The 14,139-nt window shown below is 70.5% G+C and carries 14 protein-coding genes; 7 read left to right on the top strand and 7 right to left on the bottom strand.

Annotated features, from left to right (window positions below; all coding sequences use genetic code 11):
* Positions 1 to 21: 21 nt before the first annotated feature.
* The 4 genes from NS3_RS08025 to NS3_RS08010 are packed head-to-tail and all read left to right on the top strand — an operon-like array spanning position 22 to position 3,812.
* The gene (locus NS3_RS08025; RefSeq protein WP_245649510.1) at positions 22 to 927 is read left to right on the top strand and encodes an SDR family NAD(P)-dependent oxidoreductase; all 906 of its coding nucleotides are present in this window, start codon (positions 22 to 24) and stop codon (positions 925 to 927) included.
* A 35-nt stretch (positions 928 to 962) separates the two neighbouring features.
* On the top strand, positions 963 to 2,192 hold the full coding sequence (locus NS3_RS08020; protein ID WP_067856024.1) for a cytochrome P450: 1,230 nt from the start codon (positions 963 to 965) through the stop codon (positions 2,190 to 2,192).
* Positions 2,193 to 2,200: 8 nt separating this feature from the next.
* The gene (locus tag NS3_RS08015; protein WP_067856020.1) at positions 2,201 to 2,521 is read left to right on the top strand and encodes a 2Fe-2S iron-sulfur cluster-binding protein; all 321 of its coding nucleotides are present in this window, start codon (positions 2,201 to 2,203) and stop codon (positions 2,519 to 2,521) included.
* Between the two features lie 4 nt (positions 2,522 to 2,525).
* The gene (locus NS3_RS08010) at positions 2,526 to 3,812 is read left to right on the top strand and encodes an NAD(P)/FAD-dependent oxidoreductase (protein WP_067856017.1); all 1,287 of its coding nucleotides are present in this window, start codon (positions 2,526 to 2,528) and stop codon (positions 3,810 to 3,812) included.
* 69 nt (positions 3,813 to 3,881) lie between these two features.
* Here NS3_RS08010 and NS3_RS08005 read toward each other — a convergent pair whose 3' ends face one another.
* Genes NS3_RS08005 through NS3_RS07980 form a run of 6 tightly spaced genes read right to left on the bottom strand, consistent with a single transcriptional unit; the run spans position 3,882 to position 9,908 of the window.
* Entirely contained in the window at positions 3,882 to 4,853 is a 972-nt protein-coding gene (locus NS3_RS08005) for an alpha/beta hydrolase (protein WP_067856014.1), read from the bottom strand.
* A 4-nt stretch (positions 4,854 to 4,857) separates the two neighbouring features.
* On the bottom strand, positions 4,858 to 5,586 hold the full coding sequence (locus tag NS3_RS08000; RefSeq protein WP_084495156.1) for a GntR family transcriptional regulator: 729 nt from the start codon (positions 5,584 to 5,586) through the stop codon (positions 4,858 to 4,860).
* Complete coding sequence (locus tag NS3_RS07995) at positions 5,583 to 6,860, bottom strand: CaiB/BaiF CoA transferase family protein (protein WP_067856009.1); 1,278 nt, start codon at positions 6,858 to 6,860, stop codon at positions 5,583 to 5,585. The genes NS3_RS08000 and NS3_RS07995 overlap by 4 nt, the downstream gene beginning before the upstream one ends.
* The gene (locus NS3_RS07990) at positions 6,860 to 7,945 is read right to left on the bottom strand and encodes an acyl-CoA dehydrogenase family protein (protein WP_067856006.1); all 1,086 of its coding nucleotides are present in this window, start codon (positions 7,943 to 7,945) and stop codon (positions 6,860 to 6,862) included. Before NS3_RS07990 ends, NS3_RS07995 begins: the two co-directional genes overlap by 1 nt.
* Positions 7,942 to 9,111 carry an acyl-CoA dehydrogenase family protein gene (locus NS3_RS07985; protein ID WP_067856249.1) on the bottom strand — a complete coding sequence of 390 codons (1,170 nt, stop codon included), beginning with the start codon at positions 9,109 to 9,111 and terminating at the stop codon, positions 7,942 to 7,944. The genes NS3_RS07990 and NS3_RS07985 overlap by 4 nt, the downstream gene beginning before the upstream one ends.
* The gene (locus NS3_RS07980; protein ID WP_067856003.1) at positions 9,108 to 9,908 is read right to left on the bottom strand and encodes an enoyl-CoA hydratase-related protein; all 801 of its coding nucleotides are present in this window, start codon (positions 9,906 to 9,908) and stop codon (positions 9,108 to 9,110) included. The genes NS3_RS07985 and NS3_RS07980 overlap by 4 nt, the downstream gene beginning before the upstream one ends.
* 135 nt (positions 9,909 to 10,043) lie before the next feature.
* Here NS3_RS07980 and NS3_RS07975 point away from each other — a divergent pair, with 135 nt between their 5' ends.
* The 3 genes from NS3_RS07975 (at position 10,044) to NS3_RS07965 (ending at position 12,864) form a co-directional block, all read left to right on the top strand.
* On the top strand, positions 10,044 to 10,802 hold the full coding sequence (locus tag NS3_RS07975) for an SDR family NAD(P)-dependent oxidoreductase (protein ID WP_067856000.1): 759 nt from the start codon (positions 10,044 to 10,046) through the stop codon (positions 10,800 to 10,802).
* A 5-nt stretch (positions 10,803 to 10,807) separates the two neighbouring features.
* Positions 10,808 to 11,212: a VOC family protein gene (locus NS3_RS07970; protein WP_245649509.1), complete on the top strand. Its 405-nt coding sequence runs from the start codon at positions 10,808 to 10,810 to the stop codon at positions 11,210 to 11,212.
* 86 nt (positions 11,213 to 11,298) lie between these two features.
* Positions 11,299 to 12,864: an FAD-dependent oxidoreductase gene (locus NS3_RS07965; protein ID WP_067855995.1), complete on the top strand. Its 1,566-nt coding sequence runs from the start codon at positions 11,299 to 11,301 to the stop codon at positions 12,862 to 12,864.
* A 239-nt stretch (positions 12,865 to 13,103) separates the two neighbouring features.
* On the opposite strand, the gene NS3_RS07960 is transcribed toward NS3_RS07965, so the two are convergent.
* Positions 13,104 to 13,904 carry an IclR family transcriptional regulator gene (locus tag NS3_RS07960; RefSeq protein ID WP_067855992.1) on the bottom strand — a complete coding sequence of 267 codons (801 nt, stop codon included), beginning with the start codon at positions 13,902 to 13,904 and terminating at the stop codon, positions 13,104 to 13,106.
* Positions 13,905 to 14,139: the final 235 nt, after the last annotated feature.

Below are 14,139 nucleotides of genomic sequence, written 5' to 3'. Positions count from 1 at the left end.
CAGAAATTCGAGGAAATGACAATGGCAACACTGGATTTCAGCGATCGCGTCGTGATCGTCACCGGCGCGGGCCGGGGTATCGGACGGGCGCACGCCCTGTTGCTGGCCTCGCGCGGCGCCTCCGTCGTGGTGGGCGATCTCGGATCGAGCATCGACGGCTCCGGCGTGGAGGGTGACGATCCGGCCGCCGATGTGGTCGCCGAGATCACCGCCGCGGGCGGAAAGGCCGTGGCCTGCAACGCCGATGTGTCGACCGAGGAGGGCGCCCGCGCCCTGGTCGACGCGGCCGTCTCCGCCTTCGGCGGACTCACCGGCGTGCTGAACAACGCGGGCATCGTCCGCGCGGCCCCGTTCGACCAGGTGCCCGACGAGGAGTACCAGCGTCATCTCGACGTCCACTACTTCGGCACGCTGCGGGTGTGCCGGGCGGCCTGGCCGCATCTGCTGGAAGCGCGGGCGCCACGCATCGTGAACACCATCTCCCAGGCGATGCTGGGCAACCCGGGAATGTCGCACTACGGCGGCTCCAAGGGCGCGGTGTTCGGCCTGACCCGCAACCTCGCCCTCGAAGGCTTGGCGACGGGCATCAAGGTGAACGCGATCGCGCCCGGCGCGGGCACCCGCATGGCCGAGGCCGCGGCCGACACGCTCTCGCCCGAGATCATGGAGTACATGCGCACGGCGCTGCTGCCCGAGCACGTCGCCCCGGTGGCGGCCTATCTGCTGCATCCTTCCTGCGAGGTCACCGGTGAGGTGTTCAACGTGGCGGGCGGCATCGTCAACCGGCTGGCGCTTGTCAACACCGTCGGCATCCACGATCCCGGCCTGACCGTCGAGACCGTCGCCGAACAGTTCGGCCAGATCATGGCGATCACCCCCGAGGCCCTCCCACAGCTGGTCGCTCCGGCCCAGATGCCGGTCTCCTGAATTCATTGTCGAAAACTCATGACTGGAGTCTGTCCATGAGCACAACCGAGACGGCCGTCCCCACCGAGTACCCATTCGCGCCGGTGCCCCCGGCCGACGCGGTGGCCCGCTACCGCGCGATCGCCGCCGAGCGGCCGATGACGAAGATGGCGATGCCCTTCGGCGGGGACGTCTGGGTCGTCCACCGCAACGCGGCGGCGCGAGAGATGCTGAGCGACGGCCGATTCGTCCGCGAGCCGTTCCGCACCGGCGAGCGGGTGGTCCCCTACTTCGTCGAGTTCCCGGACTTCCTGAAGAGCACGCTGCAGTTCGAGGATCCGCCGCATCACACGAAGTTGCGCAAGCTGGTGCAGCGCTCGATCTCGCCGAAGCGGGTCAAGGCGATGCGCGATTCGGCGGTGGAGTTCGCCAATCATCTGATCGACGAGATGATCGCCAAGGGTGCGCCGACGAACCTGGTGCACGACTACGCGGTCGCGCTGCCGATCCAGATGCTGGCCAACCTGCTCGGCGTGCCGCCGCAGGACCGGCCCAAGTTCCAGAAGTGGAGTTCTTCCACACTGGCGGTGGCCAACATGCCCGAGGAAGAAGTCGTCGCGAACATGACCGAGCTGGTCGTGTACATGATGGCCCTCATCGAGGAGCGGCGGAAGAACCCGCGCGAGGACCTGCTCAGCGACCTGGCCAATGCCCGCGACAAGGACGACAGCCTCACCGACGGCGAGATCCTCCCGATCGCGCTGGTGCTGATCATCGGCGGATTCGACAACACCGCGAACTTCCTCTGCGCCGGTGTGCTCTCGCTGCTGCGCAATCCCGATCAGCTCGAGCTCTTCCTGCAGGACCCGGACGTGCTGGCGCCGACCGCGGTGGAGGAGATTCTGCGGCACGGGCGAATGGCGTTGGGGGACAGGATCGCCGGCGGCGGCGGGCTCGTTCCCTTCGTGGCCACCGAGGACGTGGAACTGGACGGCCAGCTGGTCGCCCGCGGCGAGGCCGTGCTCGTCGACCCCGCCGCGGTCAACCACGACGGAGTGGCCGTGGAGCACGACGAGGTCTTCGACATCCGGCGCAGCAACAATCCGCACCTCACCTTGAGCTACGGCCTGCACCACTGCCTGGGCGCGCCGCTGGCCCGCATGGAGATGCAGGTGGGCCTGGCCGAGCTGTTCAAGCGGCTGCCGGGGCTGAAGCTCGACGGGGAAGCCGTCGTGGACATGGACAACCTCACCCAGCCGATCGTCGATCTGCCGGTCGGTTGGTAGGAGCAGCGATGCCGAAAGTGTTCTACACCCAGCCAGACGGTGTGGTGAAGGTCGTCGACGGCGCCGTCGGTGATTCGGTCATGTCGACCGCTGTGAAGAACGGCGTGAACGGCATCGTGGGCCAGTGCGGCGGCACGCTGTCGTGCGCGACCTGTCACGTCTACCTCGACCACAAAGAGCTGGCACTCTTCCCGGAGCCCAGCGAGGACGAGGACGACATGCTGGACTGCACCGCGTCGGACAGGGCGGACAACTCACGCCTGTCCTGCCAACTCACCCTGTCGGACGGGACCGACCTGCACGTCACTATCCCCGACGAGCAGGTCTGAGGCGATGGCGTTCTCGGAGAACAACTCCGGCGCCGAGGCGCCACCACCGCGCAGCATCGCGGTGGTCGGCGCCTCGCACGCCGCCGTGCATCTCGCCGACCGGCTCCGGTCCGAGGGGTACCGGGGCGAGATCACGCTGATCTCGCAGGAACCGCACCTGCCGTATCAGCGGCCGCCGCTGTCGAAGGCCTGGTTGAAGGGCGCCGCGACCGAGGAATCGGTACTGCTGCGCGAGCCCGCCTACTATGCCGACCAGCGGATCGAACTGCTCACCGGGACCAGGGTCGAGCACGTCGAGCGCACCGACGACGGTGTCGTGGTGCGGTTCTCAGGCGAGGACGGTATGTCGTCGCGGCGGTTCGACCGGCTGGTGCTGGCGACCGGAGCGCGGGCCCGCCGCCCGGCACTGCCCGGCTCCGAGCACCCCGACGTGCTCGTGCTGCGTGACCTCGACCATGCCCGGTCACTGGCCGAGCGGGTGCAGGCCGGGCCGATCGTGGTGATCGGCGGCGGCTTCATCGGTCTGGAGGTGGCTGCGACGGCCAGGGCGCTCGGTGCGCAGGTGACTGTCGTCGAGGCAGGCGAGCGGCTGCTCGGCCGCGCGGTCGGGGAGCCGACGGCGCACACCCTGCTCACCGCGCATCGGGCGATGGCTACCGACGTCGTGCTGGGCGCGATGCCCACCGAGATCGTGCACGACGAGACCGGCGTGCGCGGGGTCCGGCTCGCCGACGGACACGAAATCCGTGCAGCCACCGTGCTTTTGGGCGTCGGCGCCGAGCCTCGAACCGAACTGGCCGAGCAACTCGGCGTGGAGTGCGACGGCGGCGTCGTCGTCGACGAGCGCTGCCTGGCCTCCGACAGCTGGACCCTCGCCATCGGCGACTGCACGGTGCACGTCTCCTCCGCGGGCGGACGGTACCGGTTGGAGTCGGTGGACAATGCCGTCGAACAGGCGAATGCGGCGGCGGCTGTTCTGCTGGGCAAGCCTCTGCCGCAACGTCCCACCCCATGGTTCTGGTCGGATCAAGGCGACCAGAAGTTGCAGATCGTGGGATTGATGGGCGGGCACACCTCGGTGTTGCTGCGGATCGATCCGGACAAGCCGCGGCGGCGAGTGGCGTTGTACTTCGCCGACGATGTGCTGATCGCCGCCGAATGCCTCAACTCGCCCGCCGATTTCCTCGCCCTGCGTACGGCCTTCGGCCGGGGCAGGCGCCCGGGGCCCGACGAGCTGTCCGATGTCACGGTCCCGCTGAAGAAGCTGCTGCTGACACCGGTGGCGAACTGACCCTCACAGCACGCGCCGCGGCCCCCGGAGCTGATGCTCCGGGCGCCGCGCCGCGTTTCGGGTGGGGTATCAGGCGTGGAGCCGGAAGCGCGCCGCCACCAGGGCGCCGACCTCGGCCATCGCGGCACGGGCGCGGGCGAGCGCGGCGGTCTGCATGACGAAGCCGTGGCCCACGCCCGGATAGCGCAGCTGCGCGGTGGGGACACCCGCGTCCCGGAGACGGTCGCCGTAGGCCTCGACGGCGTCGCGCAGCGGGTCTCCGTAGCCGACGGCGAGGATCGCCGGGGGCAGGTCCGCGAGCGAATCCGCACGTGCCGGAACGCCGTAGGCGTCGTCGGTGGTCGGGTCCTCACCGAGGTAGAGACTCTTCATCCAGTCGATGTCCGCGGCGGTGAGGAAGGGGGAGTCGCCGAACTCGCGCATGGAGGGTCGATCGGTGCGCCGTTCGATGCCGGGGTAGAACAGCACCTGCTGGGCGATGGCGGGCCCGCCCAGATCGCGGCTGCGCAGGGCGGTCGCGGTCGCCAGGCCGCCGCCGGCGCTGTCGCCGCCGACGCCGATACGGGTAGTGCCGACGCCCCACTCGGCGGCGTTCTCATGCACCCAGCACAGTGCCGCGTACGCCTCGTCGTTGGCTACGGGATAGCGGTGCTCGGGGGCGAGCCGGTACTCGATGTTGAACACCACTGCCCCGGTGGCCTCGGCGATGTCGCGGGCGAGCCGGTCGAAGGAGGCCAGCGAGCCCATGATCATGCCCCCACCGTGGAACCACACCAGGGCGGGAGCGTCGGTCTCCGGAGCCGCGTGCGGGCGGTAGACGCGCAGCGGGATCGGGCCGTGCGGACCGTCGATCGTCGCCTCACGCACCGCCGCCATCGCCGGGCCGGGTGGGCGAACGATCGATTCGAGCGCGCGGCGGGCCGCCTCGACCCCGACGGCGCGGGCGGGGGCGGCCCCGTTGCTCTCGATCCGCGCGATGAGCGCGGTGACGTCGGGGTCCCAGGCGAAACGGTACGGGGGATGCCCGGTCGGAACGGTCAATGGTCTACTCCTCGGGTACGGCGGGATCCCCCGGGCGGGCGGCGCCCGTGCGCGTGCCGCGCAGCATGATCCCGGTGCTTGTCTCCCCGCCTCGGCGGTGCTCGTCCATCAACGCGACGAGCCGCTCGTTGTCGTGACGGGCGAGCGCTTCGATCATCTGGTCGTGTTCGGACACCACGCGCTCGCGGGCGGCCGGGTCGTAGAGGTAGGCGGCGTGATACGGCATGGCCAGCGTCCACAGCCGCCTGACCTCGGCGACCACCAGGTTCAGCGGCGATCGCTCGAAGATCGCGAAATGGAAGGCGTTGTTGTGCAATCGCATGGCGAGCACGTCGCCCTCCTCGGCCGCGCGGGCCACCCGGTCGCCGAGGGCGGTCACCTCGGCGAGGGCCGCCTCGGAGAACGTCGGCAGCGACCGGAGCAGCTCCGGTTCGAGCGCGGCGCGCATGAGGTAGATCTGGTCGAAATCGCTCTGCTGCAGGCGGGCTACGGTGTAGCCGACATTGTGCTCGTGCTGGACCAGGCCCTCGGCGGTGAGGTGGCGCAACGCTTCCCGGATCGGCAGCCGGCTGACGCCGAGCCGCTCGGCCATCAGCACCTGTCGGATCGGCTGGCCGGGCAGCAGCTCGCCGCTGACGATCAGCCGTTCGAGTTCCGCCACGACCCGGCCGGTGGCCCGGCCGACGTCGCGGGCACTGTCGGCGGGCACGGGGCTTCCGGTTCGTTCGCTCACGGATTTCCGAAGATACCAGCCGCGCGCAGGTCGGCGATCCGCTCGGCGCTGTATCCCATCGCGGTCAGCACGGCGGTGGTGTCGGCGCCGTGCGGCACCGCCGGGCGCGGCGTGCGGTGCGGCGAGCGGCTCAGCGCGATCGGGACGCCGACGCCGCGATAGTCCTCGGTCTCGAGGAACAGCCCGCGATGGCGCGTCTGCGCGGACTGCAGCGCCTCGTCGACGGTGTTCACCGGGCTGGCGGGCACTCCGGCGCGCTCGAGGCGCAGCGCCAGGTCCGCGCGGGACCAGCAGGCGATCCGCTCGCCCAGAATCGCGACGAGTTCCTCGCGGTGGGCGTGGCGATCTCCGTTGCTGCGGAAGCGGGGGTCGTCGGCGAGTTCGGGCACCCCGAGCGTCGTGGTCAGGGCCAGGAACTGTCGGCTGTTGGCCGCGCTGACGAAGAAGTCGCCGTCGGCGGCCCGGAAGACCTGGTACGGCACCACGGTCGGATGGAAGTCGCCGGTGCGGCGGGGAACCTCGCCACCGACGATCCAGTTGGCCGCGTGCGGATGCAGCAGCGAGATGACCGCGTCGAGCAGCGCCATGTCGACCAGTTGGCCCCGCCCACTGCGCTCACGGTCCAGCAGCGCCAGCAGGATGCCGTTGACCGCGAGATTCGCGGTGACGATGTCGACGATCGGCACCCCGACCCGCAGCGGATTGCCGTCGGGATAGCCGTTGACGCTCATCAGCCCGCCGAACGATTGCAGGACCGCGTCGTAGCCGGGCAGCCCGCCCATCGGGCCGTCCACGCCGAACCCGGTGATCCGGCAGTAGATCAAGCGCGGATGCCGCTTCGAGAGCACGGTGTCGAAGTCGAAACCCCAGCGCGCCATCGTGCCCGCCTTGAAGTTCTCGATGACGACATCGGCTCCGGCGATCAGCTGCCCGAGGATCACGCGGCCCTCGTCGGTGCGCAAGTCGAGGGCGATGTTGTCCTTGCTGTGGTTGAGACTGGCGTAATAGGCGCTGCTGGCGCCCTCGTCCACGAACGGCGGACCCCAGCCACGGGTCTCGTCACCGCCGGGCCCTTCCACCTTGACGACCTCCGCGCCCTGGTCGGCCAGCATCTGCGCGGTATAGGGGCCGGCCAGTACGCGGCTGAGGTCCAGCACCCGCAGTCCGGTCAGCACGCCGTTGCCGGTCGCGGTATCGGCGGCGCGCCAGGCGGCGCGGCCGTCGATCCCCGTCGCGTCGGCTGTCTCGGCGGCGGATGGTGTGGTGACGCTCATCAGGAATTCCCTTCTGCGGCAACGGGCGCGTCGACTCCGGTGACGAGATCCCAGACGTCGGCGCCCTCATCCAGGATCTGCCCGGCCAGTGCCCGCGACCAGAACCGCTCCGAGCCCCAGCGGTCCCGCCAGCTCCACAGCGCCGCGGTGGAGCGCCCGAGGCTGTGCTCGGAGGTGAACCCGATCGCGCCGTGGATCTGGTGGCCCGCGGCGGCCACTTCACGCGCCGAGGCGGAGGTCACCACCTTCGCGGCGGCGATCGCGGTGCGCCGGGCTCTCGACCGGTCGTCCGCGTCCTGGATCGCGGCTTCGGTCGCCGTCTCCATCAAGGCGGTGCGGGCGGCGATCCCGGCGAGCCGCTGCTGAACGGCCTGGAACGTGGCGAGCGGACGCCCGAACTGGACCCGCTCGGCGGCGTAGCGCAGCGTCCGATCGCGGACCGCGCCCGCCGCGGCGGTCAGGGCTACGGCGTAGGCCAGCGCGCCGCGCTCCGCGAGTTCGGTTGTGGTGACAGGTGATTCGTATACCCGGACCGGGGTGGCGTCGAAATGGTAGTCGTCCAGCGCGGCGCCGAGCAGGTCGGCGCCGCGCTGCACGGTGATTCCGGGCGCGTCGGTCGCGACGATCCCGATCGAGGGCCGTTCGTCCGCTCCGGATACGGGCAGCACGACCACCAGAAATTCGGCGTCGGACCCGTGCACGACGCCGGTGACTGTGCCGTCGACCACCGTGCCGTCACCGATGTCGCGGACGGTGCACCCGGCACCGGCGACGACCAGGGTGGCGGGCCCGCTCGCCGGGCTGCCGGTGCACTCGGCGACGAGGCGGCCGGCCAGTACCGTGTGTTCGAGCAGCATCGTGAGGGCGGCGTGCCCGGTGACGGCGTGCAGCACCGACAGCGCGTCGGCCGTGCTGCCGCCGCTGCCGCCCTGCTCCTCCGGGATCCCGATCTCGGTGAAGCCGGCCTCGGTGAGCGCCGACCAGAGCGCGGCGTCGGGCCCGGCGGCGGGGGTGGTGGTGTCGATCCCGACGCGCTCGGCCATCGCGGCGACGGCTTCGAAGAGTTCGGTGTTCCAGTTCGTCATCGCAAACCCATTCCGCGCGCGACGATTCCGCGCAAGATCTCGTTCGTGCCGCCGCGCAGGGTGAACGCCGGGGTGTGCAGCACACCGGTCGCGAGCAGCCGGGCGAACGGGTCGCCGCCCGCGCGGTGCGGCTCGATTTCCGCGCAGGCGCGAATGGCCTCGACCACATCGCCCTCGAAGGTGGAGCCGAGGTCTTTCACCATTGCCGCGAGCACGTCGGGCTTGCGGCCCGCGGCGAGCTCGGTGGTGACCGCCAGCGACATCCGGCGCAGCGCCCACGCGTGCGCGGTCAGCGAGCCGAGGGTGGCTCGCTGTTCGGGGGTGGCGCCGGTGCGGCGAAGCTGCTCGGCCCAGGCGCGAAGCAGCGGCATGGTCGACAGGTAGCGCTCGGGGCCCGAGCGCTCGAAGGCCAGCTCGCTCATCACCTGAGCCCAGCCCTCGCCGCGCCGGCCGAGCAGGGCGTCGGCGCCGACGTGTGCGTCGTGGAAGACCACCTCGTTGAAGTGCGTACCGCCGTCGATGCTGCGCAGTGGGCGCACCTCGATATCCGGGTGGGACAGGTCGACCACGAACTGTGACAGCCCGGTGTGCCGGTCGCCAGGGCCGCCGTCGGTGCGGGCCAGCAGGACCATGGAGTGCGCCACGTGCGCGCCGGTGGTCCACACCTTGGTGCCGGTGATCGTCCACGAACCGTCTTCGCGCGCTGCGGCTTCGGTGCGTACCGCGGCGAGGTCGGAGCCCGCGTCGGGCTCGCTCATCCCGATCGCGAAGAACAGCTCGCCCGCCGCGATGCCGGGCAGGTAGCGCTGCTTCTGCTCCTCGCTGCCGTTGGCGAGGATGCCCGGCGCCATCTGGCGGTCGGCCACCCAGTGCGCGGCCACCGGCGCGCCGTGGGCGAGCAGTTCCTCGGACACCACGAAGCGTTCGAGCAGGGAGCGCTCGTGCCCGCCATAGCGTTTCGGCATCGTCATGCCGAGCCAGCCGCGTGCGCCCAGGCGCGCGCTGAACGCGGGGTCGAATCCGCTCATCCAGTTGTCCGGCGCGGGGGAGAAGGAACCGGCGTCGAGTTCGGCGCGCAGGAAGGCGCGCACCTCCTCGCGGAGCTGTCCGAGCCCCGCCTCATCTGTCACGGGAACGCTCTGGGGCGCGGTGGTGCGGGCGGTCATCGTCCCGGCCCCCGCGACGACCACGAACCCTCGCCCTTGCGCGACATCGACCACATCTGCACCCCGCGTTCGATCTCCAGGGCCGAGGACCAGCTCACCGCGGGCGGGCCGAGTTCGAGCCGGGCACTGTTCATCAGCCGCCGGGTGAGTTCGGGATCGGCGGCCGCCGGTGCGGTGAGCTCGGCGATGCGCGCGTCGAGCTCGGGCTCGGCGACGGCGAGGTGCGCCAGACCCCGGGTGACGGCCTCGGCGCCGTTCAGCGACAGGCCGCAGGCGGCCAACGCGATGGTGTTCGACCAGCCGACCGCGCGGCCGAGCAGCGCCAGGTGACCGCCGCCGGGATGGATACCGCGCGCGAGGAATCCGCTTTCGAGCCGCGTCTCGGGGGTGACGACCATCAGGTCGGTGGCAAGGGCGAGGTTGAGCCCCGCGCCCACCGCGCCGCCGACCACCCGGGAGATGGTCGGGACCGGCAGCGTGCCCACCCGGACGAAAGCGCCGTAGACCGCGGAGGTGCGGCGCACCGCTTCGGGGGAGGCGGGGGCGGCCGAGGAACTCGCCAGGTCCCTGGTGTCGGCGCCGCTGCAGAAATACGAGCCGGCCGCGCGCACCACAACGGCGCCGATGCCAGGGTCGGTCTCCACCCGCTCGCAGAAATCGCCGATGAGGGCGGCCATCTCCAGGGTGATCGCGTTCTTGCGGCGCGGATTGTTCAGTGTCAACTGCGCGACACCGTCGGTGAAGTCGGTCAGGACCGGCGTCTCGGACGGGGCGCCGACCGTGTTGTCAGGCGTCATGGCGCCACCGTAGCAGATTGGATCCAAAATAAAATCCAATCATGATTGACAATCTGACCCCGAGCCTCGGAGAGTGTGCAGAGGCAGGACGCCACCCCTGCTCTTCGGTGGCGGAATCGACGAAAGGCGGAACTCGTGTTCGAGTTGGACGGACGGATCGCGCTGGTCACCGGTGCGGGGCAGAGCGTGGGGGAGGGCATCGCGACGGTGCTCGCGCGTCAGGGGGCCACGGTCGTGGTGAACGATCTGTTCGCCGACCGCGCGCAACGGGTGGCCGCCGACATCGTCGCCGAGGGCAACAAAGCCATCGCCCGGGCGTTCGACGTCACGGATTACCAGGCGACGGTCGCCGCGATCCGGTCCGCCGAGGCGGAACTGGGCGGCCACGTGGACATCCTGGTGAACAACGCGGGGGTCGCCGAGGACAGGGTCAGCAAACCGTTCCGGGAACTGGAACCCGAGCAGTGGCCGCCGTCGATCGATCTCAACATCTACGGCGCGCTGAACTGCATCAAGGCCGTCATCGACGGCATGTGCGACAACGGCTGGGGCCGCGTCGTGCAGATCTCCTCGGGCTCCGCGCGCACCGGCCAGAACATCAATGTCTCGATGTACGCGACCGGCAAGAGCGGCGTCGAGGGATTCATCCGGCACCTCGCCGCGGAGACCGGGCAGTACGGCGTCACCGCGAACATCGTCGCGCTCGGCCTGCAGGCCAACCTGGTGCACAAGATGCCGCCGGAGCAGATCGAACGGCTCGTCGCGGGCATCCCGATCGGCCGGCTCGGCGATCCGATCGAGGTCGGCGCGTTCTGCGCGTACCTGGCATCGAACGAGGCGGGCGGGATGACGGGGCAGACGCTCGACTTCAACGGCGGGTCCCAGACGCGATGAGCGGCATGCCGACGGCGCCGGTCACCCTCTCGCTCACCGCCATCCGGGTGACCGACCTGGCTCGGTCCGCCGAGTTCTACATCGCCGGATGTGGTTTCGCGAAGGAGCGGGAATTCTCCACCGACGCCTTCGACGCGGTGATCCTGCGGGCGGGGACCGCCGGGGTGGAGCTCATCGCCCCGCACGGCGACACCGCGCCGCCCGACCACGGGACCATGCTCGTGAAGCTGATCCTCAACACCGAGGACGTCGCCGGGCTGCTGGCCGACGCGTGCGCGCGCGGCGGCGTCGAGGAGATGCCCGCCACCGCGTTGCCCGCGTTCGGCCACCGCGTCATCGGCAAGGTTCGCGATCCCGACGGCTATCTGCTCGAGGTTGTCGGCCCCGTCCCGCCTGTCCGCGACCGCTGAGCGGGACGGTCGGGGATGACGGCGTCCGATGGCGTCTACCGTGACGCCGTTCACACCCGGACCGGAGAGATGGAGTGCAGTCGACAATGAGCTGGGACAGTACCTGTGACGTTGGAGTGGTGGGCTCGGGCGGCGCCGCGCTGGCGGGAGCCCTCGCGGCGGTGCACCGCGGTCTGTCGGTCTGCGTGCTCGAGAAGACCGACCGCTTCGGCGGCACATCGGCGTATTCCGGTGGCAGCGTGTGGCTTCCGGGCAACCACGTGCTGGCGAGGCAGGGCGTCGACGATTCCGTCGAGAAGGGACTCACCTACTTCTCCGCGCTCGTGGGCGAGCGCACCCGGGCCGAGGTGCAGCGCGCCTACCTGGAGACCGGGCCGACCGTGGCCGATTTCCTGGAGAACGCGATCGGGATTCCGCTCGAGCACCGCCCGTTCCCGGACTACTTCGACGCGCCGGGACGCAGCACCAACGGCCGCAGCATCTTCGCCCGTGCGATCTCGGCGGAGGAGGTCGGTGACCGGCTGGGCGATATCCGGCCGATGGTGCCCGCCGACCAGTTCGGCGTGGAGATGGACCGGTCGGTGCTCGACGGCGGGCAGGCGTGGATCGCCCGGATGATCCTCGCCCTCGACGCCTCCGGCCGCGCCGAGCTGACGCTGTCCGCCCCCGTCACCGGCCTGGTGCAGGACGAGCAGGGACGGGTCATCGGCGTCGTCGTCACCGATCTCGACGGCACGCAGACCCGCATCCGGGCGCGCGCCGGAGTGCTGCTGGCCGCGGGCGGCTTCGAACGGTCGCCGCAGTTGCGCGCGAAGTGGCAGGACATGCCCACCGCGGACTGGAGTTCCTCGCATCAGGACACCGGCTCAGGCGACGCGCTCTCGCTCGCCGAATCCGTCGGCGCGGCAACCGATCTGCTGGATCAGTCGTGGTGGTGTCCGGCCACCCTGTTCCCCAACGGGCACGCCGCGTTCACCCTCGGTGTGCGGGCCGGGATCATCGTCGACGGCACCGGGCAGCGCTTCGCCGACGAGATGCTGCCCTACGACCGGATGGGCCGGGCGATGCGCGAACGGATGCGGCTCGGCCACGGCGAGGCGTTCTGGTTCGTCTTCGACGACCGCTCCGGCGACGACATGCCCGCCATCTGCGTCCCGCCGCCCAGCCGGGAAGAGCTGTCGGCGGCCGGGCTGTGGCACACCGCGGACGACCTCGCCGATCTCGCCGCCGCGATCGGAGTGGATGCCGAGCAGCTCACCGCGACGGTGCACCGGTTCAACGGGTTCTCCGAGCAGGGCAGGGACGAGGATTTTCACCGGGGCGAGGATCCTTTCGGCCGCTTCTTCGTGGGTGCGGCCTCGGCGCAGCCGTGCCTGCTGCCGCTGAACGGAGCCCGCTTCCACGCGGTCCGCTTGGTCCTCGGCGACCTGGGCACCAAGGGCGGCGCGGTGATCGGCCGCAAGGGTGCGGTCGAGCGCGCCGATGGTTCGGTGATTCCCGGCCTCTACGCCGCGGGCAATGCCGCGGCCTCGGTGGCCGGGCCGGTGTATCCCGGCCCCGGCGTGCCGCTGGGTTCCGGCATGGTCATGGCCTACCGCGCCGTCGCCGACATGGCCGACCGGCTCGGCATCGCGGACGCCACCGCCTCCTGACGCCGATGTGGGCCGGCGGGCATCTCGCGCGTCGCGGACGACGGCGATCCGCTTGCCGGAATCTATCGCAGGTCGTTCCATGCCCACACGGATCCGTCCCGGCTACGACACCTACCAGAAGCGAAACGACTCGACGGATACCCCTCGTTGTGCTGACCCCGCTCGGCGGTGGCCGCCTCCGGTGAGCGATCGGCGACGGGGCCGCGCCCGCGACACTCGCCACCCTGGGGTGCGGACTTTCAGTGGCCGGCCAGGTCGGCGGCCGTGCAGCGGTCCCAGATCTCGCGGGCGGCTATCCGGACCGGGCCGACCAGCTTGCGGTAGTCCAGCGCGGTGACCGGCGCACAGACCGAGATGCCCGCCAGGTTGCCGTAGATGTGGTCGGGCGGGCCGATGGAGACGCCGACACAGCCGATACCGGAGAAGGCCTCGCCCCGATCGAAGGCGGCGCCCCGATCCCGGATCGTGGCCAGCTCCTCTTCCAGCTGGGCGTCGGAACCGATGCTCTGCGCGGTGCGCCTGACCAGCTCCTTCTCGCCGGTGTGCTCGAGCTTGTCGACCACATGCGGATCTTTGGTCGACTCGGTGACGGCCAGCTGCGCCTTGCCCACGGCGGTCAGGTGGGCGGGCACCCGCTGTCCGACGGCGGTCGGCGTCGGACCGGACGCGCGGCCGTTGATCTTGGCCAGGTAGACGGTGTCGCCGCGGTCGACCACGGCGAGCTGGATGGTGAGTCCGGTCTGATGGGTGAACGCCTGCATGACCGGGCGCGCCCCTTGCAGCAACCGGTTCTGGTTGAGCGCGGCCTGGCCCATCTCGTAGGCCTTGACGCCGAGTTCGTAGGTCTGCTCGGGTGAACGCGCCAGCCAGCCGGCAGCGGCCAGCTGCTCCAGCAGGCGATGCACAGATGAGCGCGGGAGACCGGTTCGTGAGGTCACCTGAGCCAGGGTCAGCGGACCCACACCGTTGAAGGTTTCCAGCACCAGCGAAATCCGCTCGACGACCGAGACCGGCACGCCGGCTGGGCTTGATGTTCTCACTCGACCTCCCAACCGACCATCACATCACTGTGACAGGAGTCACGGTACTACCAGGTGCAGGTGCCCTTCAAACGGCTCGTGCCCGGCGTGACCACGAGGATCACATGAGGCAGCGGTCACAGCCGAATGTGGTTCCCGATCAGCGAGACGTTTCGATCCACCGCCGGTGCGGCGGGCCTAGCCTTCCGGGGGCTCCGATCCGGCACGGACGGGGCGGGCACGATCGACCACGACC

Source organism: Nocardia shimofusensis NBRC 100134 (assembly GCF_001613125.1).
Classification (GTDB): Bacteria; Actinomycetota; Actinomycetes; order Mycobacteriales; family Mycobacteriaceae; genus Nocardia; species Nocardia shimofusensis.
Note: the sequence above shows the minus strand (reverse complement) of the source record. Positions and strands in the feature narration are given on the sequence as shown.